The following is a 24,669-nucleotide window of genomic DNA, read 5'->3' on the forward strand; positions in this document are numbered from 1 at the left end:
AAGCCATTAATATGACCTGCTCCTTCTTCAAATACAATAAAAAATACTACCTGTCCCCCTAAAAATTAAAAATTTATTGGATTGTACGAATATTTTGTAGGTGATAAAATAATTATAGAAAGAAAGATAAAAAACTTACTATATATAACATAGTAAGTTTCCATTCTAATTTTCTAATAGTCACACCCAGTTCTTAATTTTTTGTTTATATTAAAAAGATTCACACCCAGACGACATTTCATTACTATTTATTACTACCTTTATTTATAAAGGGTTTAACATTAACCAAAACTGAAAAATAGTTAAACCTACACTTGGTATATGTATGCAATGCTGAGTATAAATATACGCTCTTGCTCTTATAATTATCCATTCTCTACTAAGCTTTTAATTGGATAATTGATTCTGCTGCAAAAAGTAACTACAACAAACTTAAGGCTGAGCAAACATGTTTATCTAAGTCCCGAATAGCAAGGCGTGGTGCATAGATCACGGTTAAGTATAAATAAAAAATCATTTTAGATAATAAGTGCTAAGCTAAAATGAAGGTAAAGACCGATGAGTGGCGTGATAAACATGTTTGCTCAGCCGATTCCATACTCTAAGTTTAGCTTTTTGCAGTGGAATCATAATTTAAAAAATAAAAAAGGAGGGATAGTTATGTTATTAGAAGTTTTAGGGTTCTGTGTGTTTGTCGCTTTTGTCCTCATAGTAAATAACATCTTATTTAAAGAGGATTGAAAAATTACAGATATGATTGTCAATCATAATAGCATACGTAGTTTGTTTACTTGCAGCAAACCAAAATATATAATGTTTCCTTTTAAGTGATTTGAGGACCTATTGCAGTCTGAAAATTACTATTTTTTTGCTTAAAATAATTGAAAGCCTTAGCAAAAATTTACTAAGGCTTTATAATAATATTGGTTTTCACCCTTCTTTCACCATCAGAAGGTTTGTTTAAAACATCACCATCATAGTAGAAAGTACTAGAGTCTCCTCCATCTAGATTATAGGCATCACGAACATTAAACTCAATTAGCTTTTCCTGTGCTTCTTCTAACGTTACTCCACTACTCCAGCCTTCTCTTCTTCCATCAATAACAATAAAAAGTAAATCTCCATTGGTGAAATGACCAATCATAGTACGAGGCTGCCTAGTATTGGCCCAATCTTCAGGTATAGGTTGCTTTTCACCATCTTTTAATAAAGTTGGTAAGAAACTAGAACCATGCAAAATGTTGTGCTCACTTATCTCTTCTCTGGTTTCAAAAAAACCACCTACTAATTGTCCACTATCATTAAATCCAACAAAACTTAAACTAGTATCAGGTGAAAATGATACAATCTCCCCATCTACCACTGTAGTACCTAGGGTAACAAGCCCACCATCATGCCAATAAAAGCCACCAGCATTCACCGCTAATATCGCATCATTTCGCTCTGCAGCTTCTCGAGTTGTCTCCCCAGGGCTAGGTTCTACCTTGTCCTGAGCTAACACTAATTCTAATGCCTCTATGTCATGCAAGCGCACCTTAGCCATATAACCACGATATCCTACCTCTTCTAGAGAATAGACTTTGGTTGTAGATTTATCACCAAAGGTTTGTCCTATAGGGTCCCCAAGCATATTAGCCAGCAAATAATCCAGCATCTCAGAAGACATTTGGCTTTGTTTGTCTGATTGTTCAAGTAATTCCTGCAATGACGAATGTTGTTTTCTATATTCTTGCAATTCTTCATAGGCATTACTATGGATATAATTTATTAACTGGTATGAAGCTTCAGTATGATTAGACAGATTTCCAATAGCTTCACCTAAATCAACCAATTCATTTGATATTTTATAAGCATCTTCTTGAAACGCGTCATCCTTTATGTATATGTCTTCCATTTCATTTAGTGTAAAGTGTTGAAACTGAGCATATGCCAAACCAACACCTAAAAATGGCATTACGACAAATAAACTAAATAAAGTAAATAATTTTATCTTAAAAAGCACGAACGGCCTCCTCCAGCTTTTCTAGCTGTTCTTCAAAGGTGGTAAGTTGCCTTTCTAACTCTATCATCTGATCCTGCAAGCTATGACGTGTTTCATCAGTCCCATCCATGGTTTCACCAGTTATTTCAAGCATTTCTTGAATCATAGCTATCTCATTGCGAATCTCTATAATCTCTTCATTAGACTTATTTATCTCATCGTAAAAAAACTGCATGGTCTCAGTTATGTTTTGTTCAATAAGCTGATTTTCATGCTTTATTTCCTCAATCTGACTTGCAACTACTGGGTGGGTTTGTTGCAAATAATTTGAAGTAAAATAATACCCTCCATAAAAAAGCCCCGCCCAAGTAAATAATATAAGTACAATATATATTATAGTTCTTTGTTTGTTAGATTCCATAACTCTGTTTTGCTCCCTACCCATTTCCCTTTCATCCATAATTCTCCTGACACCCTTTCTTATAAACAATAAAAATATAAGCTATACCGTTATATAGGTATTTTCACTAGAAGTTTAACATATTAAAAAATGTAATAACATAATTATACACAATAATCCATTTTATTTGTTTGGAATAATTAACCACTAGGTGCAAAGCTTATACCTGTTGTATATTAAAGGTAAATGATATAATATTCGATAATAAAAGAAAAATGTAGAAAAATGTTTTAAGGGTATGGGGAGAGGTACTTAATGAATCATATAAATACAATTTCTAATAAAAAAATAGTTGCTAAAATAGTCAGTGTGTTAGCCATAAGCTTATTGTTTGCTTTTAGTTTTTCCGACAAAGCTTGTGCTCATTTTGATGATATTGCAAAAAATGAGCCAATATATCCTTATTTGGTGTATTTAAACAATAAAGATGTTGTTACCGGTTATCCAGATGCTACATTTAGAGCTACTAATTCTATAAGTAGAGCTGAATTTGTGGCGTTAGTACTACGTGCAAAGGATATTGATATAGTTAGTGGGGACAAGCTCACTTTTACTGATGTTAGCTCTGATTTTTGGGCCTATGATGTAATAGAAACAGCATATAAAGAAGGAATAGTAAGTGGTTATCCTGATGGTACTTTTAGGCCGCAAGCAACAGTAACTAGAGCTGAGGTTGCTACAGTTATGATGAACTTAACTAAATCTACTGGTAGTGCTAAGTTAGAAATAGATGATATAAATGGACACTGGGCTGAAGAACAGATTAAAGCTGTAATTAATGCTAATGTTATGGAATTAGCAGATGCTGGGACATTTTCCCCAAATATTGCTGCTAATAGAGAGCAATCTGCCTATGCTATAGCACGTATGATGGTTTTGGCTCCAGAGCTAAGGAAAACCGAATTATTAACATCACTAGTACCTCTAAAAGGTGAGGTGAAAATCTATAGCGATGAAGATGTTAAAAAGGTGCAAAATGAAACTGTATGTGATATAGGTTATAAGATAACCACAGGAAAAGATGCACAAGCTATATTAACTTTTCCTGATGACTCCAGTATACTTATAGATGAATTAACTGAGTTAAAAATAAATGATGCTATTGGGCAGTCAACAATAGGTGTGGATGGCACTGAAATAGTTGTTGTTGACTGGTTAGAGTTAGAATTATCAAAAGGAAAGATTAATGGGGTGCTAGCTTCTAATTATTTTAGCCAAGATGATAAGGATATCGTTTTGGAAGAAGCCCAAGAAGTTCCATGGTGGAAAGAAGCAACTCAAAAAAGAACTAGAGTAAAAGTACAAATGCCTGGGAGTATTGCCGAAGTAAAGGGAACTATTTGGGAGAATATTGTTGATGAGCAAAACCATAGAGTAAGCGTTCTTGAAGGTGAAGTAGACGTAATATCATCTGATACTAGTGTAAATGTTAATGCAGGACAGGAAACTAATATAGTATCTCATTATTCACCACCAGAAGCACCAAAACCTATGAGTAATCCAACATTAAATAATTGGGCAACTGTCGATGATTGGGTTGAAACAACAGTTAAAGCTATTGAGAATACTAGTACAGTAATGGGTATTGATATTACTCAAAAAACCACTATAGTTAAAGACCAGATTAATAAAATAAAAAACACTACTAATGAACAAATACCTAGTTCACCTAGGCGTTCGTCTAGAAGTAATAGTGGTGGCACGGTAATAACTAATCCAACAATAGAAAGCATTAAAGGCGTAAATAATATAGAAGTAGAATACGGAACAGAAGAAAGTGCTGCTATAGATAAACTAGCTGAAAGCACTACTATACTTGATAGTGATGAAGATAGTCATACTGTAAACTTAAATTGGACAATAAAAGACTATGATAAAAATAAAGCTGGTGCCTACTCTGCAATAGGTGCTTTTGAACTACCTGAGGGAGTAGAACAATCAGACCCAGAGACTGCTTTAGAAGTTGAAACTACGGTAACAGTAAATGAAGAGGTAAAACCAACTATTGATAGCATTAATGATGTTAGTGACATAACAGTTGAATACGGAACAAAAGAAAGTAATGCTATAGAGAAACTAGCTGAAAGCACTACTATACTTGATAGTGATGAAGATAGTCATACTGTAAGCTTAAATTGGACAATAAAAGACTATGATAAAAATAAAGCTGGTGCCTACACCGCAATCGGAACTTTTGAACTACCTGAGGGAGTAGAACAATCAGACCCAGAGACTGCTTTAGAAGTTGAAACTACGGTAACAGTAAATGAAGAGGTAAAACCAACTATTGATAACATTAATGATGTTAGTGACATAATAGTTGAATACGGAACAAAAGAAAGTAATGCTATAGAGAAACTAGCTGAAAGCACTACTATACTTGATAGTGATGAAGATAGTCATACTGTAAGCTTAAAGTGGACTATACAAGAATATGATAAAAATGAAGCAGGTACCTACACTGCAATCGGTACTTTTGAACTACCTGAGGGAGTAAAACAATCAGACCCAGAGACTGCTTTAGAAGTTGAAACTACGGTAACAGTTAAAGAAGAAGTAAAACCAACCATTGATAGCATTAATAATGTAAATGACATAACGGTAGAATACGGAACAGAAGAAAGTGATGCTATAGATAAACTAGCTGAAAGCACTACTGTAGTTGATAGTGATAATGGAGAACATACCGTTTATTTGGATTGGACAATTGAAGATTATAATGGAAATGAACCAAGCTCCTACACTGCAATCGGTACTTTTGAACTACCTGAGGGAGTAGAACAACCTGACTCAGAGACTACTTTAGAAGTAGAAGCTACTATAACAGTTGAAGAAGAAGTAAAAGAAATATCCATAGACAATAATCTAAAAGATATAATAATAACTCAGCTTAATTTAGAAGATAGCAGTATAACAAAAAATGATTTAGAACAACTTACTGAATTGGATGCTAGTAATGCAGATATCACTAATATCAATGGTTTGCAATATGCTATAAACTTAGAAAAGCTAAATATAAGTGATAATGAAATAACAGACTTAGCACCTTTACAAACACTAAGCTTAGTAGATTTAAATGTAGCGGGTAATTCTATAGATGATTTCTCAGTACTAATAGACTGCTTAGATAACAATAGTACTTTAGAAATAAGTCACAACGATATTACAGAAAACCCAAATTCAAGTAATTTTGAAGATTTTGAGCCATTACTATTAAAAGGTGTTAATATAACCTATACACATAACAAGACAAGTATTATCGGTTATATTAATATTAAAAACAAAAATGAAAATAACATAATAATAAATATCTTTAAGAATGATGAACTAATAGAAGAAAAGATTGAAATTCAAACCTTTGGTCAATCTAATGATTATGCAAAACTTAACGAAATAAGCAATTTACAGCCCGGTGAATATAAAGTAGTTTACGAATATCAAGAAGAAGTAAAAAGTACAATTAACATAAACTTAGAAACTAACCAAACAAAATTAATTATGATCCCATAATAATCCTGTAACCTCCTTGAATTAGGTAAGATTTTTTAAATGCTTAATAAATAAGAGAACCCTAGAGATGGCATAGCCTTCTAGGGTTTTTTTATTGAATTATAGTTTAATATTAAAAATATTAGCTATTTTGTGTAACCCCAAGTTTTTTTACTGTATCTCTAAACAATTGTACTTTCTTACTGTTTGTACCCTCAGCTCTACGGTTATATAGCACATCTGGATATGGAAAAGTTTTCTGTAACCATCTTTGTTCTTTTTCACTATAATAAGCACCTATAATCAAATGTTTTTTTAAGTCTACTTCTTGTTCTGAAAAAAAATAAACTATATTACCTACTTTCCTACCTGCACTCTCTAAGCAAGTAATCGAGTATGTTGGTTTTTGCTTTCTTAATCTGTCTATAACAGGTTTACGTACAAAAACACCAATATATATTTGTCTATCATCCATATTAATCACTCCAAAAAGGTCCTTCTAATATTAATAATATGCAAAATAAGTGCCATTTGCTACAAATTAGTAATTATGGTACTAAATAACACAATAGTGTTACTCCTAGACATAAAAAAAGCTAATGATTAACACTTGGTTTTACTTTTATCCTCACTGGAACATAATTTAATCTATTATTTCTACTATACCAGTCTCACCGTTTCTTCTAAAAACTTGACCATCTTTAAGTTCAGTGGTAGCTTGGCAACTGCTATAACGCAGCCTACCTCTTATCATAAATAAGATACTATTTGTTATTAAGGTTATATTTTGCTTTTTTTTTATGTACTGATTGTTCATACATGATAATGAAATAGATTCTCAGATTGACTTCTTTTTTATTAAAGGAATATTTGGTAAAAATGAAGAAATAAAGTTTTAAATGTTAATCACTTAGGAGGATTTTATATGCGAAAGATTGCTATAAGTAATCAAAAAGGAGGTACTGGGAAAACTACTTCAACTATCAATATAGCTTATGGTCTGCAAAAAAAAGGACAAAAAGTATTAGTCATTGATCTTGACCCCCAAGCTAATCTTACTGCCTCCTTAGGAATAAGTGATAATACTGCCCAAAAAAATATTTTTCACATTATGAAAAATGAATGTCATGTAAATGATGCTATATTGGACATACGAAATGTATCAATCATACCTGCAAATATTAATTTGGCTGCTTGTGAGACTGAATTTTCTAACATAGCTGGTAGGGAATTTATTCTTAAAGAATCTTTACATGAAATTAGTGACTTTGATTTTATTCTTTTAGATTGTTCTCCTAGTTTAGGCTTACTTACTTTAAATGCTTTTGTTATGGCAGAAGAGATTATTATTCCTGTTCAAGCAGAATTTTTGGCTTTACAAGGTATGAGTAAATTATTAGAAACTATAGAGATAGTTAAAAATCGTATTAACCCTTCTCTTAAAATAAGTGGTATTATATCAACTCGTTATGATAATAGAAAAATATTAAATCGTGAAGTTGTAGAAAAACTAGAAACACATTTTGCTGACAAACTATTTTCAACATTTATAAGAGAAAATATTTCTTTGGCTGAAGCACCTAGCTTTGGACAAGATATTTTTACATACCGTCCTGATTCTGCTGGGGCGAAGGATTATTTATCTTTATGTGAAGAGATTTTAAAAAGGAGTTGAAAGTGATGACTCAAAAAAAACGAATGGGTAAAGACCCTTTTGAACAATTAGAATGGATACAAGACAGCCGTGATCCTAATATAGAAAAAAATCTAGCTTCAAAAGTACAAACAGAAAATACTAGTCAGGAAAAAGCAAGTAAAACTAGTATTGAAATAAACAATAATCAGCAAGAACAAATTTTGAGTTTACTCAATGAATTAAATGATAAACTTAAATCATTTGAAAAACAGGAAAAAGAGGTTGCACAATTACGTGAAGAAATTTCTGCACTTAAAAAGCAACTTGAACATGATATGATGTTAATTAAAAACCCATGGATGATATGGTTTCCATGGGCTATTTTCAAGAAATAATTCTGCCTGTTTCCTGACTTTAAAATCGAAAAAGTTTAGCCTATTTTCATTTCTTAAATATAAAAGCTCAAAAACAAAAAATAGCAAGAACTATTTCTGTTCTTGCTAATATACTTAATGTTTTAAAATGAACTTTTGCAGACGCATATTCCCATACCTTTTACTAAAAGATAATCATATTTAACCCTAATCCATTATATCTTTTTCACTACACCAATTACTAAACCAAGAATATTGGCCTGCTCGTTTTGAATTTGTATAGGTTCATAATTATTGTTCTCAGGAATTAAAAGAATGGTATCCCCCATTTTCATCCATCGCTTCATTGTAGCATCATCATTAATAGCTACAACTACAATGTCTCGGTTATAAGCCTCCTGTTGTTTTCGAACAAGTACATAATCTCCATAATGAATTCCAGCATCTTGCATGCTATCACCTTTTACCTCTAGCATAAAACATTCGCCTTGCCCTTGTAACCATTCGTTGGGCAAGTAAAATCGTTCTCCTATCTCCTCATTCATATAGAGAGGTACACCTGCAGCAATATTGCCATATATCGAAACACCCCTAGTGTTATCATCTGAGTATATAGTTTCCTCCACACCTTCACCTTCTTTAACCGTCAATACATATGGTTCATAAGGGTCACGAATGATTTCATATTCACAATTATGTTTCAAGTCATTATATATATATTTTTCTATGGAAGAAGGGAGCATAGATGTATGAAATGGAGGAATATCGTCCACTTTTTCATGCTCATTATTTATTACAATCAGTTCATTGCCATCTGTTACTATGCCATACTGACAAGTCTTGCTGTGACTCATATAACTCTTTAGCTGTGAAAAACCCTCTTTAACACCTGTTCCAAAATATTTTACCTCAATAAATATAAAAGGTATGAGATTGTTATTATTATAAATTGACACTGCAATGTCTACAGAACCCACTGCAGAGAAACTATTAACCTTATACTCAACATCTATCAATTCAGATGGGTATTTATAAGTTTGTTTTAATTCCTTAATAACCCACTGCCTAACTTTTTCTTCTTTGGAATAAAGGTTAAATATTTTTTCTCTAAAGGCATAATTATCTATCCTTATATCATAATACTTCCTAAACTTGCTGTATGAATTGATCCTTAAGTAATTATGGTTAATTTCCTTGATGAAAGGAGAAGGGGTACCGCTAGAACTCAAATAAAGAAGTTCATTAGCTCTAGTCATTCCTACATATAATAACTTTCTATCGTTTGACATTTGAACACTTTCGTCATCTATGTCCTGATACGATATAAATGGCACTAGACCTTCATTTAGACCAATAATGAAGACTACTTTAAATTCTAATCCCTTAATGGAATGCATAGTAAGAAGTTTCACCATATTGCTTTGAAAATCCGAATCTTTCTTAGTAATGATATTACATGGAATACCTAATTTATCAAAGTATTCTTTTGCCTCGTGAAGTTGATTTCTATTTTTAGCAATAACCACAATATCTTTATAGTCATACCGTTTTATAAGATTACCTTGTATTTCTTTTGCTACACTATTCAATTCATTCTGTGGTTGCCTAAACCATCGGTATACAGGAAAATAACCTTGACGGTCAATCAAAGATGGTTTTACAAAATTTTCATCATCAATGATATTTTGATCCTTCTCAATTAGGCTATACGCTGCTTGAGCAATTTGCGTTGTAGTTCTATAGTTTTTTGCTAAAGTATTACTTTTCCCCGTCATATCAAAACCAATGGTGGTAAAGCTTCTGCCTTTGACTAACCATGAATGTGGGTATATGCTCTGAGCAGTATCAGTTATAAAGTATATACTACTGTACTCTTCTTTTTGGTACATCAATTTTAGTACCTCAAGCTGTACTCTAGTCAAATCCTGGCTTTCATCAATAATGATATGAGTATATCTCTTACCCACCATTTTCTTAGCTTGCTCTAAAGCAATTAGAGCCATATCCTTAAAATCTATGTATCTTTTTTCCTTAAGGCGTTCATTGTAAAGAATCATGAGATCAAAGATTGCTTTTCTTGTATTGGAATTTTTCATTAATTTCTGGGGGCCTTCCTTGCTCTGATGATTCATTCTGCCCAATCTATCTGCATTTTGATATTCCTCGATCTCCATATAATTACAAGATTTAATCCAGTCAATTTCATCCATTAAAAAAGATATATTCCTATGATCCAATATATTTATATTGGAATATTCCTTTTTTAATTCTGCAACACATGCAGATAAGATTGCATATTTTGTTCTACTGTCTGATATTACTTCACCTATTTGCTTATTGTGCTTTTTATATTGACTAAAATATTTATAAAGAATACTATCGATTGTATGTATATCAACTTTTTTCTTATTTTTGCCAAAAATATCTTGAAATGGCATTTGGTTTTCTTCTTCTACTTTTTCATATAAATGCTGGATGTAATTAACCAGCGTTTTATTGTATGTTACCATCAAAACATTGTCATCTTCCCCAAAACAATAATTAGTTAATAAAAAGGGAATTCTATGAACAGCTACAGTTGTCTTGCCTGAACCAGCTACTCCCTTGATTAAAACATGACCATTTGGCTTAGCTTGTATTAACCTCTTTTGTTCCATATTTAACTGCATAGCAGATCCTCCTCAGAAACTTAAACACTATTTAAATAATTATTTGCTTCGCGGTTAAAACGGTTATTTTTAACATACATTATAATCCAAATAATTCTATATTTCTTTTAAATACCCTTTTTTGTTTTAATTATTGTGTATACATGAAACAATAACACCACAAAGCATTTGTTTATATCCGCGAACTATAAGACCCCAGGGTATAAAAAATCCGTCAGACTAATGTTTGAGGGAGCATAATCACACTTAGATATTTACTTGAAATTTTCTCGCACCCCTAAAAATTTCATTATTATAAAAACTTGCTGTCTTGTTATAACCATATTCCAATCCCCTTGCTAATAAAATATAAACTCTAGTTTTATAATGTTTAAACCGGACACCCTTGTGTCCGGTTATTTTTTAGAACTGTAAATTTTAAAAACGATATTATCTTTACGGTCTAACTACTGTAACGTCCTCATTTACTACAAAATAGTATTTATCACTTTTCTTTATTGGATGTAGTATATAGGGTACACCCCTTTCCATATTTGAAAGTTCATTACTTGCAATTTCTGCTATAAAACATTGAGGGTCGGCAGAAAAATTCCAACCGTTTAATTTGGCTTTAACATCAGCTCTTCCTGGAGACTTAAGAATAAATGGCCAGCTATCATAAGGAAGTTATCTAAAAAAGTACACATTTGCTGATAATCTTGCCCTGTTATCCATTCCTTTGTGAAAATAGCAAACTGCTATTTTTCAAACCTAGCGTAGTACTCCTCTAACTTTTTATTACACCTATCAATTATCCAATCTTTATCATCACTACTAAGCTTTTTGTACACACTTGGGTTAAACATTATCCATTCTATTTCTTTACATCTTTTCACAAAGCTCATATCAGATACAACTTTAAAGGGATTTCTAAATATCAAGTGTTCAACATCTTTTCTACTATAATCACCTTTAGCAAAAATACTTGCTTTCTTTTCAACTACTAATCCTTTATCTTTACGTCCTTCATAATAATCAATAAAAAAATCTATTAAATCTTGAACTTTTACTCTTCCAGTATCATTGCATCTATCAAGCATTGCCATAAATAGAACTGGTTTATAAGAATAACTCATATCCATAGTGTTTATATACTCTATAAACTTCTCCTTTATATTTGCACTAGTAATGAGATCCCAATTAAACTCTTTAGCGTATTTTTCAATACTTTCTTTGTGGAAATAATTAAATCTTCTCGTATCACTTATAGGAACAGATAGATCTGGTTTTATCTTTCCATTTTTTATATATGATTCAATTGTTCCTTCCTGCACATCAACCATACGTACGAATTCAGTCTGTGATAACATATTTTTCGCTTCATTTTGCCAGTCAAATAAATCAATAACCTCAAAGTCCTTAGCATCTATAGGAATATCTAAATACATAGTTGGTTTTTCTCCTTGATAAACCATGTTTTTATCAAATTGCTTTTTATCTGGTGGTGCCACTACATATTCAAATGGACGGTATTCGGCAATATTAAGAATTCGGTGTAAAGAACATGGTGTATTTAACATTCGGGCATTATCAACAAAATCAAATACTAATAAATCCTCTTTACCTTCACATTTTCTTGTTCCCCTTCCCACCTGCTGTAAATATATAGTTTTAGACATTGTTGGTCGTGCCATAAATAGCACTTCAGTTCTGGGACTATCCCATCCTTCATTTAATAAGTCACATGCACAAAGAACATTAACATTACCATTTTCATATTCTTCAAGAATTGAATTACGATAATTTAGTTTATCTTGTCCTGAGATAGGTCTTGCTTTAACACCAGCTGTCTGTAATAATTCAGCTATTTCTTGAGCATGCTTTACACTGGCGCAAAATATAACTGTCTTTTTATTCTTTACGTATTTTAAATATGTATCTACAATTAATTTATTGCGTTCAGGAACATATATCTTACTTTCTAAATCTTGCATATTATATTTAATTCCATTAATTCTAACATCAGATAAATCAACATTTGTTTTAACTCTAATGCATCTAATTGGTGCTAAATAACCATTTTCAACAGCTGTTTTCAAATCCATTTTGTGGGCTGTATTTTGAAAAAGTTCTAGCATATTTTCGCCATCCATACGTTCTGGTGTAGCAGAAAGGCCTAGAATAAATTTTAGTTTGAAATAATTAAGAAGCTTTTTATAAGTTTTAGCAGCAGCATGATGACATTCATCAATAATGATGTAATCAAATGAATCAGGGAAAAAATCATCAAGATTTCTAGAAATGCTTTGTATTGTTGCAAAAATCACTTGTTCTGTTTTACTTTTTACACTCCCAGTATACCTACCTCGACTAGCTTCTGGCCAAATATTAGCAAAAGTATCTTCAGCTTGGTCTGCTAGCTTAAGAGCATTTACTAAAAATAGAGTTCTACCACCTACGGATTTAGCATCTGTAGCAGCTGTAACTGTCTTTCCAATTCCAGTAGCATGATATAATAAAGCTATGCTCTCACCTTTAGCACGCATATTTTGTAAATTCTCTATAGCTTCTTCTTGGTATTCACGCAATTCTATTACCTTTCCTTGTTGAAGTGGTAAATAATCCTCGAAGGCTTTAAAAAATGGATTTTCTCCTAAAAAAGTAAGTAGTTCGTCTTTAACTTTTTCTGGTTGTTTCATTAGCTGTCTATAAGCCCAACGAAAAACTTTCCATTCATTATGCACTAAACTATTTTGTTTTAATAAATCATCATAATATTTGTTTTCTGAAACTAATTTGGGATTATGATAGGTTTCACCATCAATCTCAATTGCAATTCTCATATCTTCATTTTCAAGAGCAAAATCTATGTATCTTTGATTACCATAAATATCTTTAAAAGGATATTGAACATATAATTTTTCTTCTTTTTCAGGACCAAAAGCCTCGCAAAACAGTTGTACAAAGATATCTTCTGCTTTGCTGCTTACAGCATTAACACTTTTCTCGTAGTGATACACAATCTAACACCCCAATACACAGTAATATATCCTCTTCTCCGGTATTACTCCCCTAACTCCACCAGTAGGATTATCTAAATCTCCTTTATACCTTGGGATTAAGTGTACGTGTACATGAAAAATAGTTTGTCCTGCATCTTCGCCACAATTAATTCCAATGTTATAGGCATCAGGTTTATATTTTTCATCTAGTAGGTTTTTACAATCCATAACCAGTTTATCTATAGCCTGTCTTTCTTGTATTGTAGTATCAAAGTAATCAGCAACATGTCTTTTAGGAATTATTAGCATGTGACCAGGATTAACTGGGTATTTATCATATATAGCAAATGCTAAATCATTTTCTAGAACTTTTTCTTTTATTTCACAAAAAATACATTTGTCTATCATATTTCTTGCTCCTAAGTAACAGCATGTTTCTTCCCATTATACAATATTAACCAATTTAAGCGGAAAGAAATAAAAAGAATCCTCATTTTTTTGATACTTCTAAGCAAAACACTTTTAATAATAATTTAATAACATTACACCTATAGCTAATTAAACAACACTTTTTAAAAAACACTTTAGCTTTTAATAACTTATTATTTCTATATTATTAACAGTAAAAATAAGACAAATAACTGCAGGATATTCATCAAATCTTATAGAAACAATTTAATATCTTTTTCAATAAGACACGCAATAATGTACAAATTGCTTTTAAGTTCTAATTTAAACTAAAATAATTAACTTAATTTTGTAGGCTTTATAATATATGAAAAGTATCGAGGGGAGAGAGTATTTTGAAATCCAATTTATCCGCAGAAGAAACACCTTTGCATAAAATTTTTTCTGATGATTATTTGTTCACGATTCCTCCTGTTCAAAGACCTTATTCTTGGACTACTGATGAATCAGGAGAATTATTAGATGACTTACTTGAATTTATAGAACATCATGGAGTATCAGAAAAGAATATTAGTAGTATCCATGAACCTTATTTTCTAGGTAGTATTGTTTTAGTAAAACAAGATGATCCTTCATCAGAAATTTTAGATGGACAACAAAGACTTACTACTTTGACTATCCTAATTGCTGTTTTAAGAGACATTTTAGGAGAAGAATATGCTTCAGAACTTGACAGTATGATTGTACAAAAAGGTAGTAAAATCAGAAATATAGAGGATACATTTCGCCTAAGGCTACGAAATCGCGATAGTGAATTTTTTAAAAAACATATTCAAATAAAAGGATCAACTTTAAAAATTAACAAAAGTACTACTTTTAATACTGATAGCCAAAAAGCTATTATAGAAAATGCTATTTATTTTAATGAAAGACTTAATGAGCTTAATGAAACAACTATAAAAACATTGCCTAGTGTAATTGCTACCCTTTGTTATATTGTAGTAGTCTCTACTCCTAATTTTGATTCAGCATTTAGAATTTTTACTGTATTAAATGACAGAGGATTAGATTTAATGACAAGTGATATTTTTAAAGCTAAAGTTATCGGAGATATAGTAGAAAGTGAACAAGATTCATATACAAACAAATGGGAAGATGTTGAAGTATCATTAGGAAGAGAGCGTTTTAATAAACTTTTTGACCATATAAGAATGATTCTACAAAAACGTAAAGGTAGTGCAAATTACAAAGCAGAATATGATGAAATTTTTTCCCAAATAAATGGTAAAGCATTTATTGATGAAGTCTTAATTCCTTATGGTGAAATATATTTAAAATTAGTAGATTATAATTCATATTATAGTAATAATCCTCGGCTATTAAAAATACTAAGTTTATTAAATAAAGTTGATAACAACGATTGGATTCCACCTGCTATGTTCTACATGTTAAATAATAATAATAATTTAGAAGAATTTTTATATAGGTTAGAAGTTTTTGCAGGTACAAGTATGATTTTAAGAAAAAACTTTAATTGGAGAATGTCAAAGTATTCGCAAATTCTAAGAGAAATGGATAAAGGAGTAAATGTATTTAAAAGTGATTCAGCTTTAGAAGTTAAGAAAGAAGATAAAATAGAAGTACTAAATAAACTAAATGGTGAAGTATATACAGATTTAAAAGATACAGCTAGAAGGTATCTACTATTGCGTTTAGACTCTCTTTTAACTGATGGACAGCCTTACTATGACCATTCTGTTATTACTGTTGAGCATGTATTACCACAAAAACCAAAAGAGAATAGTGAATGGTTAGACAATTTTGATGATCCATCCCAATTTGTTCACAAATTAGGAAATTTAGTATTGCTTACACGAGCTAAAAACTCACAAGCTAAAAACTATGATTTTCAAAAGAAAAAAACATCGTATTTCCAATCAAAAAATGGTATAAGTTCATTTGCTTTAACAACTCAAGTTATTCAAGAAGATTCATGGACACCGGAAGTCTTACAAACAAGGCAAAAGAAATTAATTAATTTATTAAAAAAAGCTTGGAAGTTAAATGTCTAAAAATAAACATCAATTTAAAAAATAATTAAATAAATAGATTATGATGTACCATTTCATGAAATAGTACAGTTCATGGAATAAAGCTATACAATACGGTCTGCTTCCGTTTTTTTAAATGGAAATAGACAATTTATGTTTTTAAATATTTTTGATTACATTTGTAAAGATGTAAAGAGAGTAGTCTATATCTGGCATTATAATTATTGCTACTCTTAAAAAAATACTTAAAGAACTTCCATTGCAAAAAATATTTTAAATCGAGCAAACCAATTAATAAAGGTCTAAAGTTTCAGAATAATAAAAATATGATTATAAATTTAGATATTACCAAATCATATCTTTATGACTACTAAAATTTCATAACATTAAAATTAAAATTTTTTACATCAGAATTCATAAGATTTTCAAGGAGAGTGTCAAGCTGCTCCCCTTTTTTTGAAAATTACCAGTTTCTTATTAGGTATGCTATACCTTTTATATTATTAGATAAAATATTTGAAAGAATAGTAATAATTAGCCTATAGAGGAGCCAATATGATTAATATACCAGGTGAAATACACGTTATAATTACTAAGCTTAATAGTTTTGGAAACTATACAAGATGTTAGTAAAATAAATTTCTATCTAATATATGTAAAAAAGAGATTTATAATCATATCCATTGCCTATACTATTTTCTACATATGTTTTAGCTATATTTTTGTTTAAGCTTTAACCTATAATATGAAATCATTAATGCCTATCTTCTTTAGATAAGTTACTATTAATAACCTGATTCAGCTTATCTCGTAGTTTTATTTCTTCACCACTTTCGTTTGTGGCAACTCTTAAAACAGGTATTCCATATTTATTCAGAATAGTGTCTTTCATCTTATCCCTTTCCAATTGTCTTGGATTGTTAGCATGATACGCATACCCATCAACTTCTACTACTAAAACCGGCATTTTATCTAGTTTATTAAAGATAACAAAATCTGTGTGTGTTAATATATTCATAGCAAATTTATATTCTTCACTATTAAGCTTGTCTGGATTGCGAATAAGCATTCTAAGTGGTTTATGTATAACCCAGTTTAAGTTTGCAAACTGTAGCTCACTAAGCACTTTTTCAATTACAGCATTTATTAGATTTTCCGAATCAAAATAAGACACTTTTTTCCTATTCTTCATTTGTTCATATATTTGTTCAGTATATTTTTTATAAAGTAAATCAAATACTGAATATATTTTACTATCAATAATTTCAAAGTTATTGTATTGAATATACTTTACCAAATCCCCAATATTTGAATTGTCAATTTTTTCGTTGTCTGATACGATTAAGATTAATCTATCAACCGCACGTGATACAGCTACATTAATTAAATTAGGATCATCAACAAATTCATTAATTTCATTTACGACAGTTGATAAAATCACAATATCCCTTTGTCTACCTTGATATTTATGAACTGTGTCTACCTCAATGTTTGTTTCATTTTCCTTCTCTCTTAATTTATTCGTTTGTTTCCTGTAAGGTGAAATTATAGCTACAGAGCTCATGGTATTATGATTTTTTAGCTTAGGTATGATTTCTTGTTGAATTACATCGATTTGCCGTTGATTATATGTTCCTCTAGCATGATTACCCTTAGCTGTTTTATACACAACTATGGGATTATGCCTTTCTTGTTCTTCAGTTAATACTATAAGTTCATTATTATAGAATTTTTGATTGCAAAAACCAATAATTTTAGGGTGACACCTATAATGCTCTTTTAATATCGTTTTACACACTTTGCTACTATACAATTCTGAAATTGAAGATAATATACTATTGTTTTTGTAATTATATGCTTTATTTAGTTTATAATTATTAAATATTTTATTTGTTAAGTCAGCTTCTTTTTTAGGTACAACCATAGGTAATTGTTTTAAGTCACCTACAATTACAGCATTTTTAGCACAAGATAGCGCTAATGCGCCAGTAACAATATCTACTTGTGATGCCTCATCAATAATTACATAATCAAATAAATAATTATTACTTATACAACTCTTTAATGAATGGGTAGTGCTTAAAATAACTGGGTATTCTTTAATAAACTGTTTAAAATCTTTTTCTTTCCATAAACAATTCTTTGTAAACACTTTTCGCTCTTTATTTTTCATATACTTTTTAGCTAAATTTGCCTTAAATAAACTCATAGAAATATTTGTGTATCCCTCAGTAGCATTATCAAACCGAAAACTTTCCAAACGTCCGTTTAAGTTATTAATAATCGCGCTTAACTCTGCAGCCTTATTTTCATAATATAGTTTTTGAAAAAGTGCTATTATTTTTTCATTAGAATTATTATAAAAAGAAAAACTTACTATACCATATAATAATAGATTTTTTAATTTATAACTTAAAGAAATAGCTCTATCACTTTCTATCAATTGCTTGAATTTTAACCATAGTTTTAATACCGTATCAGAGTTATGCTTGAATATAGAACGATATGGCTCCATCCTTAAATTATTTTCATCGTAATAAGTATTAAAATACTCTTGTTCTACTAATAATGCAGATAATTCCTGTTTGTAGATTGCAACCTTATTTTTTATTTCTAAATGCTCTTCTAGTTTTATTTTGCTTATTAATAATTTTTGCTCAAGGTCTTTATAAGTTTTGTTATCTAGATACCATGTCTTCATGTCAGGATATAAATGAGTTTGTTCAGAGAAAAATTTTTGTTTGTTTTCATTATTTCCTAAAAAAGCTGCTATTAAATCTACGCCTTGCTCCTGAAGTTTTTCTAAAACATTTGCTGTTGCAGAGTTATTGTTAGACACAACAGCTACTGTTTTTTCATTTATTATTGCATTTGCAATAATGTTTAAAATGGTTTGTGTTTTTCCAGTTCCTGGAGGGCCTTCAATGATGCTTATTTGTTCGCTAAACGCTTTTTTAGTTGCAGTTTTTTGACTCAAATTAAAACCAAATGGAAATATTGAAAGTATATTATTTTTTATTTTAGGCAACTCAATTGGGTTTATATATTTTGCTAAAACACTACTTGGATTGACATAGTTTATTCTTTCATATTGCTTTCTTAAAAAGCTTTTTTCATCTTCATCTCTAATACTAATTTGTGTAGAAAGATGTTTTAAATAATCATAACAGCTGATCACATCAGAACTTTTTATATCAGAATTATTAAAAGATTTTTCTTTTATAATAATTTCATTACGATGATAAACAATATTATATCCGTTAACAAAAAAGATTCGTACATACTCACCAAAATTAACTATTTTCTTAACTTCAGAAAATGGTTGTTTATTAATATAAACTCTTGTTGTTTCGGGGTTTAAAAGTTTAGGATTCTTTAACCATATTACATTACGTGGATTGTATGAGTATGTTTTATTGTTAGCATATGTAATCATGCACTTACTATCTTTATACTCACATTCTTGTATTGATTGAGTTTTATCTTCACCTTTTACTATAATAAGATGCTTTTCAACATCCATTGTTAAACTGCTTCCTTTCTAATTGGAATATTTAATTAATATTCATCTATAAAGTAATCTGAATCAATTTTCTTTATTTCATATGTATTTACTGTTGTAACTCCAACATCAAAATCAATCATCAAACTAGCCAATTGTTCTCCTTCAATGAGAATAATTTTACTATCTATCAGTTTCACATATTCAATAGCTTCGTTACTAAAATTTGCAGTAGTTATAAAAATGCCTTTCTTTGCACTCTTTCCCATTAAGGCACCTGCAAACTTTTGTATTTCTGGTCTCCCTACTGTTCCCTGCCATCTTTTAGCCTGTATATATATTATATCTAATCCAAGCCTATCTTCTTTTATTATTCCATCAATACCTTCATCTCCACTTTGGCCAATTGCTTCCCCTGCATCTTTCCTTGAGCCTCCATATCCCATGCTTACTATTAGCTCTACAACTAGCTTTTCAAAGAATGTTGGAGAGCATTTTTTAATAGTATCTAAAAGCTCACTAGCAAGCTCACTTCGTATTCTCTGATAGTTCATCTCTAGTCCTTCTTCAGGATCTATTTCTTCAAAACTATTATTTACTGTGGTATTGTTAGAATTTTTTCTAGTATTTTTGAATTCTATAAATTCTGGATATCTCTTTAGAATAGATATATTAATTTCGCTAGGGTTTTCTTTAAGTAACTCTTGTCCTCTACTAGATATTTTAAAGTGAGCTTTTTTGGTGTACTCAATTAACCCAGCTTTTTTCAAATATGTTCTAGCCCAACCTACTCTATTACGAAATACAGCTTGTTTGCCACTAGGTAATAATTCTTTTATTTCAGCGTCTGTTAGTTCAAAATGCTTTGCTAAATAATCATAAATTTCAGCTAGAGAATACTCTCTTCCATCTTCAATATATTTTAATAACGGCAACATAACACTTTGATAATCTGGAATACTCATGTAAACACCTCTTAATAATGATATACATATTGTTTCTATAATTTACCTTTTTCTTCTTTATATACTTAAATACCTTTTATTTTTGTCTTCACTTGCATGTTATTGTATTATATATTTTTCTATAGATGGTGGAAATAGGTGTATAAAATGCTAATACCTTCGCACTATTTTATGCTCGTTGTTTAATATAATTAGTTTAGTTATTAACTTCTGTTACTAATAATAATTTAACCATTTGCACTAAACCTACATTTTGGATAATTACTCTCTTCTCCAGTATTACTCCCCTAACTCCACCAATAGGATTATATATCTCTTTTGTTCTTAACAATTAAATGTATCAGTAAATAAAAATATTGTTTGTCCTTCATACTTGAAAACTTAAACAACATCAACAACTTTATTTGATTTTTTAAGAATAAAAGGTGGTATTGGTTTTTCCAATTCCCAAACAAAACTAATAGGTTTTGATCCCTCATGAGAAACATAATTAGCCTTACCAAGGAAGTAAAATGGTGATGTAATAGAATTTTCACTTCTATACCCCCTTACAAAAAGCAGTATTGTATTTTTATTTTTTCTACTATTAATATATCTTTGGCCAGTTGGCGATGAATCTGATGTCCTGCTTTGTGATTGCCAATGAAACATTTTTTCACTAATAGCGTAATCATCATATTGTGTTGTAGCAGTAAAGTGCTTTTCGGACTTATTTATAGTTATAAAAAATAGATCTGTATTTTTATCTTCTAAATAAAGTACCCCTTCTCTAAAACTCTTTTTATGATCTAAAGTATGCACACCAAAAGCTGCTAATATCTGATCTGTACTATATCTTGCATATACTTCTAGAGGACAAGCATAATCAAGGTTAATTTCTTCTGCCATATAATCAATATTGTCTCTATTATACTTAAGCAGTTCGATTATCTCTTCAAATATGTATTTATTATCATGCTTAAGTTTATTTATATAATAGATTAAGTCTCCCTTAGGTGAGTCATTCCAGACAGTATAGTGAAACATTAGAAGCATTATTTTTTCTTCTTCACTTAGACTCTCTAAAGAATAATTTTCTTGATTTAAATATGAAATTAAGAATTCTAGTAATTTTAAAGAATTTATATGCATTTGTTGTTTTGCACAATAAACTAACCACACTTTAGCACATTAAAAATAAATAAAATCCGTTTTAATCTGCAAAATTAGCAGATTAAAATTCTTTAAAAACCAAAGTTTTGCAAATTAAAACAATTAAAAAAGCCGGTACAAAGACCGGCAAAAAAATATATTACATACCTAAATCTATTGCAGCTAATCGAACTGCCTCGTCATCAATATACTTTAGTCCCTTTTGACAACCAAAAACTAGACTATTAGTCGCTAGGCTATTAATCAAACGTGGCCATCCACGACTTACAGAAGTAATTGCTTCAATTGCTGCATCTGAAAATATAGGATAACTAGATCCAGCTAAAGTCATTTGGTGTTCAATATAAGCTTTAATTTCTTCTCTAGACAAAGCTTGCATTTTGTATCGCATAATAAGCCTTTGGTTTAATGGTTGATGATGTCCTAGTGATAACTTCATACTTAAAGATGGCATACCACACAGTATAAGAATAAAAGGATTTTCTGCATCCATAGAGAAATTAAATAGCATATGTAAATCACTTAAAAAGCTTGAAGTTGCAAATTGTAATTCATCTAAAACAATAAAAGGTGTAATCTTTTTATTATGGTAAAAGCTTAAAATAGCCTCTTGAATTTGTTTAAAAAGATCAATTTTTCTAGAAGCAGGTTCTAAATCAAGACTATAAGCTAAGCCTCTATAAAAATCATTAACAGTAACAGTAGATAAAGGGAAATATACAGTCTTGTATAAAGCAGGATTAAGAGAAGTGGTAAAAGATCTTAATCCTGATGTTTTCCCTGAACCTGCTTCACCTACTATCATGCCAATTCCACGATTATCTTTTAAATAATTAAGTCTAGCAGTTAATTCATTGTAAGAATTAGAAGTAAACATATTCTTAGAATTAATTTCTTTACTAAAAGGTTTAGAAGATAAAGAATAAAAACTTTTAAACATAATTAACTATCCCCCTTTTGCGTTGAAGCCTGATGAAAAGAAAGCTTCTGTTCTGGGTTATCTAGAGAATAGTCACGTTTAATAATAGCATTATCAGCTAAAGATACTAACTTACCATATTCTAAAAACTCATCATTTTCATATACCATTACCTTATCCATATTTTTAGGATCAAATCTTACTTCAACACGTTTACCTATAAAAATAGAAGAGACCTCATAAAACTGATTGTAAAGAGAAATAGTAGAATCATTATTCACCTTGCGTTTCTCTCTTTTTAAAAATAGATTATTAACCCATAAAGGGTCATCAACCACCTTGATTTTGCTTGCCTGGGACATATACTTATCAAGAGGTGAAATTTTCAAAGCAGAATGTATGCGCCTGTGATAATCCTCTTCTAACCATCTTAAAAAAGCGTTATTAAGTTCTTCTAAAGAAGACGGCTTTTTAGGGATTAACGGTAAAAACCTATCTCTTACAGTGCGAAAAAATCTTTCTATTTTCCCTTTACTAGCAGCATCATACGGCTCGGTATGTGAAATAGCAGTTCCCATTCTAGCGCATGCTTCATGAAATAGAGTAGAGCGATAAACCTTAGCATTATCAAGATAAACTACTTGAGGAATACCCCTTCTAAGTAAAGCCTCAACATATATACTCTTCATACTCTCAAAATTTTGCTCTACATCAAATCTAGCAAAAGTAACAAGTCTTGAACAATCATCAATAAATGCAAAAAGATAAGTAGGTTTTCTTTTTCCATTAACATAAAGATAAGGTCCAACCATCATATCGCCTTGCCATAGGTGATTAACTTCATCATAAGCAAATTTTTTTCTAACCTTAGAAGATGATTGTTCTACTAAAGGTTTAGCTAAATTTCTTTTAGCAAGAAAACGGTAAACTGAATGATAAGATATCTGTGAACGTAAAAACAAGCCATCTTTAACCATCTGTTCATAAAGTAGCATTACACTAATACTAGGGTTTTCTTGTCTATAGGATATTATCTTTTCACCTAAAGATGAAGAAATAACTCTAGAAGAGCCCTTGTCTTTTCTGCCTTTAGGTTTCAGTGCATCTAAGCCGCCTTTTTTGTAATCATAAAACCAGATCCGAATTGTTTTAGCATTATACTCTCTTTTACCGTAATAAGGGACATCATGGACTTGTGATGCTAATGTCTCTAAATACTCACTAATATCTTCAATTTGATTATTAAGAATTGGAGCAACAAGAGAAAAGCGAAATAGAGCTATTTGTAGTTTTTGTTCTTCTGTAATAGCCATTTAAACACCTCCAGTTATTATTGGAGGTTAACCGGTTAACCTAATTAAATATATTTTATTAGTAAATACCTATATAAAGCTAGGCAAAAGGTTTGTGGAATAAAAAAATTGTTTAAAAACTTCTTAAAAATGTTAAAATGAAAGTGCCATAAAGTTATTAATTATTTGATCATAATGACCTTTTAAGGTTGTTTCTCTTGGCGGAGGGGTTAAATATTTTAATAACTGAATGGCTTTTTTATTTTCATCTCTAGAAATGCCATACAATTGCTGCTTCTCTCTTAATGCAACTATTAAAGCATTCATATTCCTTAAAAATCTAGCTTTATAAAAGGCTGCTTGTTGCCTTGATAATCTTGTGGGAAGTTTACTAAAAATTTTATTAAGTTCTTTTAATATAAGTGGGCGAGAATGCTGAAAATATGGTAGTAGGAAACTTGGGATTAAAGAAGTGGTTTTCTTGCAAGAGCGACAATAGTACCTACAGATTTTTATCTGGTATTCCTTCTTATAATAAATGACATTTCTATAGTAATACCCATGCCTATATAACTTAATCCTAGCTTTACAGCAAGGACATTCTAAAATATGAGGAAAAGTATTATTTACTGTAGTTTTTATATACTTTGAAATTTTATTTGCCTTTGTCCATATAATTTGCAATATTATTACCTCCATAATAATCTGCAAAAAGTTTAGCAAATTATTATGGCTTTAACATCACTTTTATTAGTTGTAATTTGCAAATAAAGTAAGGGGTTTTGTATAG

At 30.3% G+C, this 24,669-nt stretch carries 17 protein-coding genes; 4 read left to right on the forward strand and 13 right to left on the reverse strand.

Translation table 11 applies throughout. The features are described 5' to 3' along the window. Positions 1-904 precede the first annotated feature (904 nt). Positions 905-2,002, reverse strand: a complete 1,098-nt coding sequence (locus tag SYNTR_RS05720) for a phosphodiester glycosidase family protein (RefSeq protein WP_197079213.1) — start codon at positions 2,000-2,002, stop codon at positions 905-907. Beyond that, positions 1,992-2,441 (reverse strand): hypothetical protein, encoded by a 450-nt coding sequence (locus SYNTR_RS05725; RefSeq protein ID WP_156203625.1) that lies wholly within the window; start codon positions 2,439-2,441, stop codon positions 1,992-1,994. The genes SYNTR_RS05720 and SYNTR_RS05725 overlap by 11 nt, the downstream gene beginning before the upstream one ends. Before the next feature lie 255 nt (positions 2,442-2,696). On the opposite strand from SYNTR_RS05725, the gene SYNTR_RS05730 reads away from it, so the two are divergent. Beyond that, positions 2,697-5,951, forward strand: a complete 3,255-nt coding sequence (locus SYNTR_RS05730; protein ID WP_156203626.1) for an S-layer homology domain-containing protein — start codon at positions 2,697-2,699, stop codon at positions 5,949-5,951. A 121-nt stretch (positions 5,952-6,072) separates the two neighbouring features. On the opposite strand, the gene SYNTR_RS05735 is transcribed toward SYNTR_RS05730, so the two are convergent. Further along, positions 6,073-6,405, reverse strand: a complete 333-nt coding sequence (locus SYNTR_RS05735; RefSeq protein WP_156203627.1) for a hypothetical protein — start codon at positions 6,403-6,405, stop codon at positions 6,073-6,075. Positions 6,406-6,855: 450 nt separating this feature from the next. On the opposite strand from SYNTR_RS05735, the gene SYNTR_RS05740 reads away from it, so the two are divergent. Further along, positions 6,856-7,605 (forward strand): ParA family protein, encoded by a 750-nt coding sequence (locus SYNTR_RS05740; RefSeq protein ID WP_156203628.1) that lies wholly within the window; start codon positions 6,856-6,858, stop codon positions 7,603-7,605. Between the two features lie 5 nt (positions 7,606-7,610). Further along, the gene (locus SYNTR_RS05745; protein WP_156203629.1) at positions 7,611-7,961 is read left to right on the forward strand and encodes a hypothetical protein; all 351 of its coding nucleotides are present in this window, start codon (positions 7,611-7,613) and stop codon (positions 7,959-7,961) included. A 194-nt stretch (positions 7,962-8,155) separates the two neighbouring features. Here SYNTR_RS05745 and lexA read toward each other — a convergent pair whose 3' ends face one another. From lexA to SYNTR_RS05760, 3 genes are all read right to left on the reverse strand, one after another. Then, positions 8,156-10,609 carry a transcriptional repressor LexA gene (gene lexA / locus SYNTR_RS05750; protein WP_156203630.1) on the reverse strand — a complete coding sequence of 818 codons (2,454 nt, stop codon included), beginning with the start codon at positions 10,607-10,609 and terminating at the stop codon, positions 8,156-8,158. Positions 10,610-11,346: 737 nt separating this feature from the next. Then, complete coding sequence (locus SYNTR_RS05755; protein ID WP_156203631.1) at positions 11,347-13,608, reverse strand: DEAD/DEAH box helicase; 2,262 nt, start codon at positions 13,606-13,608, stop codon at positions 11,347-11,349. A 3-nt stretch (positions 13,609-13,611) separates the two neighbouring features. Beyond that, positions 13,612-13,995 (reverse strand): HIT family protein, encoded by a 384-nt coding sequence (locus SYNTR_RS05760; protein ID WP_420885511.1) that lies wholly within the window; start codon positions 13,993-13,995, stop codon positions 13,612-13,614. Between the two features lie 398 nt (positions 13,996-14,393). Between SYNTR_RS05760 and SYNTR_RS05765 the strand changes: the two genes are divergently transcribed. After that, the gene (locus SYNTR_RS05765) at positions 14,394-16,070 is read left to right on the forward strand and encodes a DUF262 domain-containing protein (protein ID WP_156203633.1); all 1,677 of its coding nucleotides are present in this window, start codon (positions 14,394-14,396) and stop codon (positions 16,068-16,070) included. A gap of 733 nt (positions 16,071-16,803) precedes the next feature. Here SYNTR_RS05765 and SYNTR_RS05770 read toward each other — a convergent pair. The 7 genes from SYNTR_RS05770 to SYNTR_RS05795 all read right to left on the reverse strand — a co-directional run bounded on the left by SYNTR_RS05770 (position 16,804) and on the right by SYNTR_RS05795 (position 24,563). Continuing rightward, positions 16,804-19,572, reverse strand: a complete 2,769-nt coding sequence (locus tag SYNTR_RS05770) for an AAA domain-containing protein (protein WP_156203634.1) — start codon at positions 19,570-19,572, stop codon at positions 16,804-16,806. A gap of 35 nt (positions 19,573-19,607) precedes the next feature. After that, positions 19,608-20,516: a restriction endonuclease gene (locus SYNTR_RS05775; protein ID WP_156203635.1), complete on the reverse strand. Its 909-nt coding sequence runs from the start codon at positions 20,514-20,516 to the stop codon at positions 19,608-19,610. A gap of 196 nt (positions 20,517-20,712) precedes the next feature. After that, positions 20,713-20,847, reverse strand: a complete 135-nt coding sequence (locus tag SYNTR_RS11705) for a hypothetical protein (RefSeq protein WP_279285942.1) — start codon at positions 20,845-20,847, stop codon at positions 20,713-20,715. A gap of 50 nt (positions 20,848-20,897) precedes the next feature. After that, the gene (locus tag SYNTR_RS05780) at positions 20,898-21,647 is read right to left on the reverse strand and encodes a DUF3427 domain-containing protein (RefSeq protein ID WP_156203636.1); all 750 of its coding nucleotides are present in this window, start codon (positions 21,645-21,647) and stop codon (positions 20,898-20,900) included. A 160-nt stretch (positions 21,648-21,807) separates the two neighbouring features. Further along, positions 21,808-22,608: an ExeA family protein gene (locus SYNTR_RS05785; protein WP_156203377.1), complete on the reverse strand. Its 801-nt coding sequence runs from the start codon at positions 22,606-22,608 to the stop codon at positions 21,808-21,810. A 2-nt stretch (positions 22,609-22,610) separates the two neighbouring features. Then, on the reverse strand, positions 22,611-23,894 hold the full coding sequence (locus tag SYNTR_RS05790; protein WP_243140260.1) for a DDE-type integrase/transposase/recombinase: 1,284 nt from the start codon (positions 23,892-23,894) through the stop codon (positions 22,611-22,613). A 138-nt stretch (positions 23,895-24,032) separates the two neighbouring features. Then, entirely contained in the window at positions 24,033-24,563 is a 531-nt protein-coding gene (locus SYNTR_RS05795; protein WP_156203378.1) for a DUF6431 domain-containing protein, read from the reverse strand. Between the last annotated feature and the right edge of the window lie 106 nt (positions 24,564-24,669).

The organism is Candidatus Syntrophocurvum alkaliphilum, assembly GCF_009734445.1.
In the GTDB taxonomy this organism is placed as follows: domain Bacteria; phylum Bacillota; class Syntrophomonadia; order Syntrophomonadales; family Syntrophomonadaceae; genus Syntrophocurvum; species Syntrophocurvum alkaliphilum.

Coding starts and splice junctions, on each gene's coding strand:
- SYNTR_RS05740 (WP_156203628.1), top strand. CDS start 6,856: ATGCGAAAGATTGCTATAAGTAATCAAAAAGGAGGTACTGGGAAAACT.
- lexA (WP_156203630.1), bottom strand. CDS start 10,609: ATGCAGTTAAATATGGAACAAAAGAGGTTAATACAAGCTAAGCCAAAT.
- SYNTR_RS05775 (WP_156203635.1), bottom strand. CDS start 20,516: ATGAGTATTCCAGATTATCAAAGTGTTATGTTGCCGTTATTAAAATAT.
- SYNTR_RS05725 (WP_156203625.1), bottom strand. CDS start 2,441: ATGGATGAAAGGGAAATGGGTAGGGAGCAAAACAGAGTTATGGAATCT.
- SYNTR_RS05730 (WP_156203626.1), top strand. CDS start 2,697: ATGAATCATATAAATACAATTTCTAATAAAAAAATAGTTGCTAAAATA.
- SYNTR_RS05770 (WP_156203634.1), bottom strand. CDS start 19,572: ATGGATGTTGAAAAGCATCTTATTATAGTAAAAGGTGAAGATAAAACT.
- SYNTR_RS05780 (WP_156203636.1), bottom strand. CDS start 21,647: ATGCATATAAATTCTTTAAAATTACTAGAATTCTTAATTTCATATTTA.
- SYNTR_RS05735 (WP_156203627.1), bottom strand. CDS start 6,405: ATGGATGATAGACAAATATATATTGGTGTTTTTGTACGTAAACCTGTT.
- SYNTR_RS05745 (WP_156203629.1), top strand. CDS start 7,611: ATGACTCAAAAAAAACGAATGGGTAAAGACCCTTTTGAACAATTAGAA.
- SYNTR_RS05785 (WP_156203377.1), bottom strand. CDS start 22,608: ATGTTTAAAAGTTTTTATTCTTTATCTTCTAAACCTTTTAGTAAAGAA.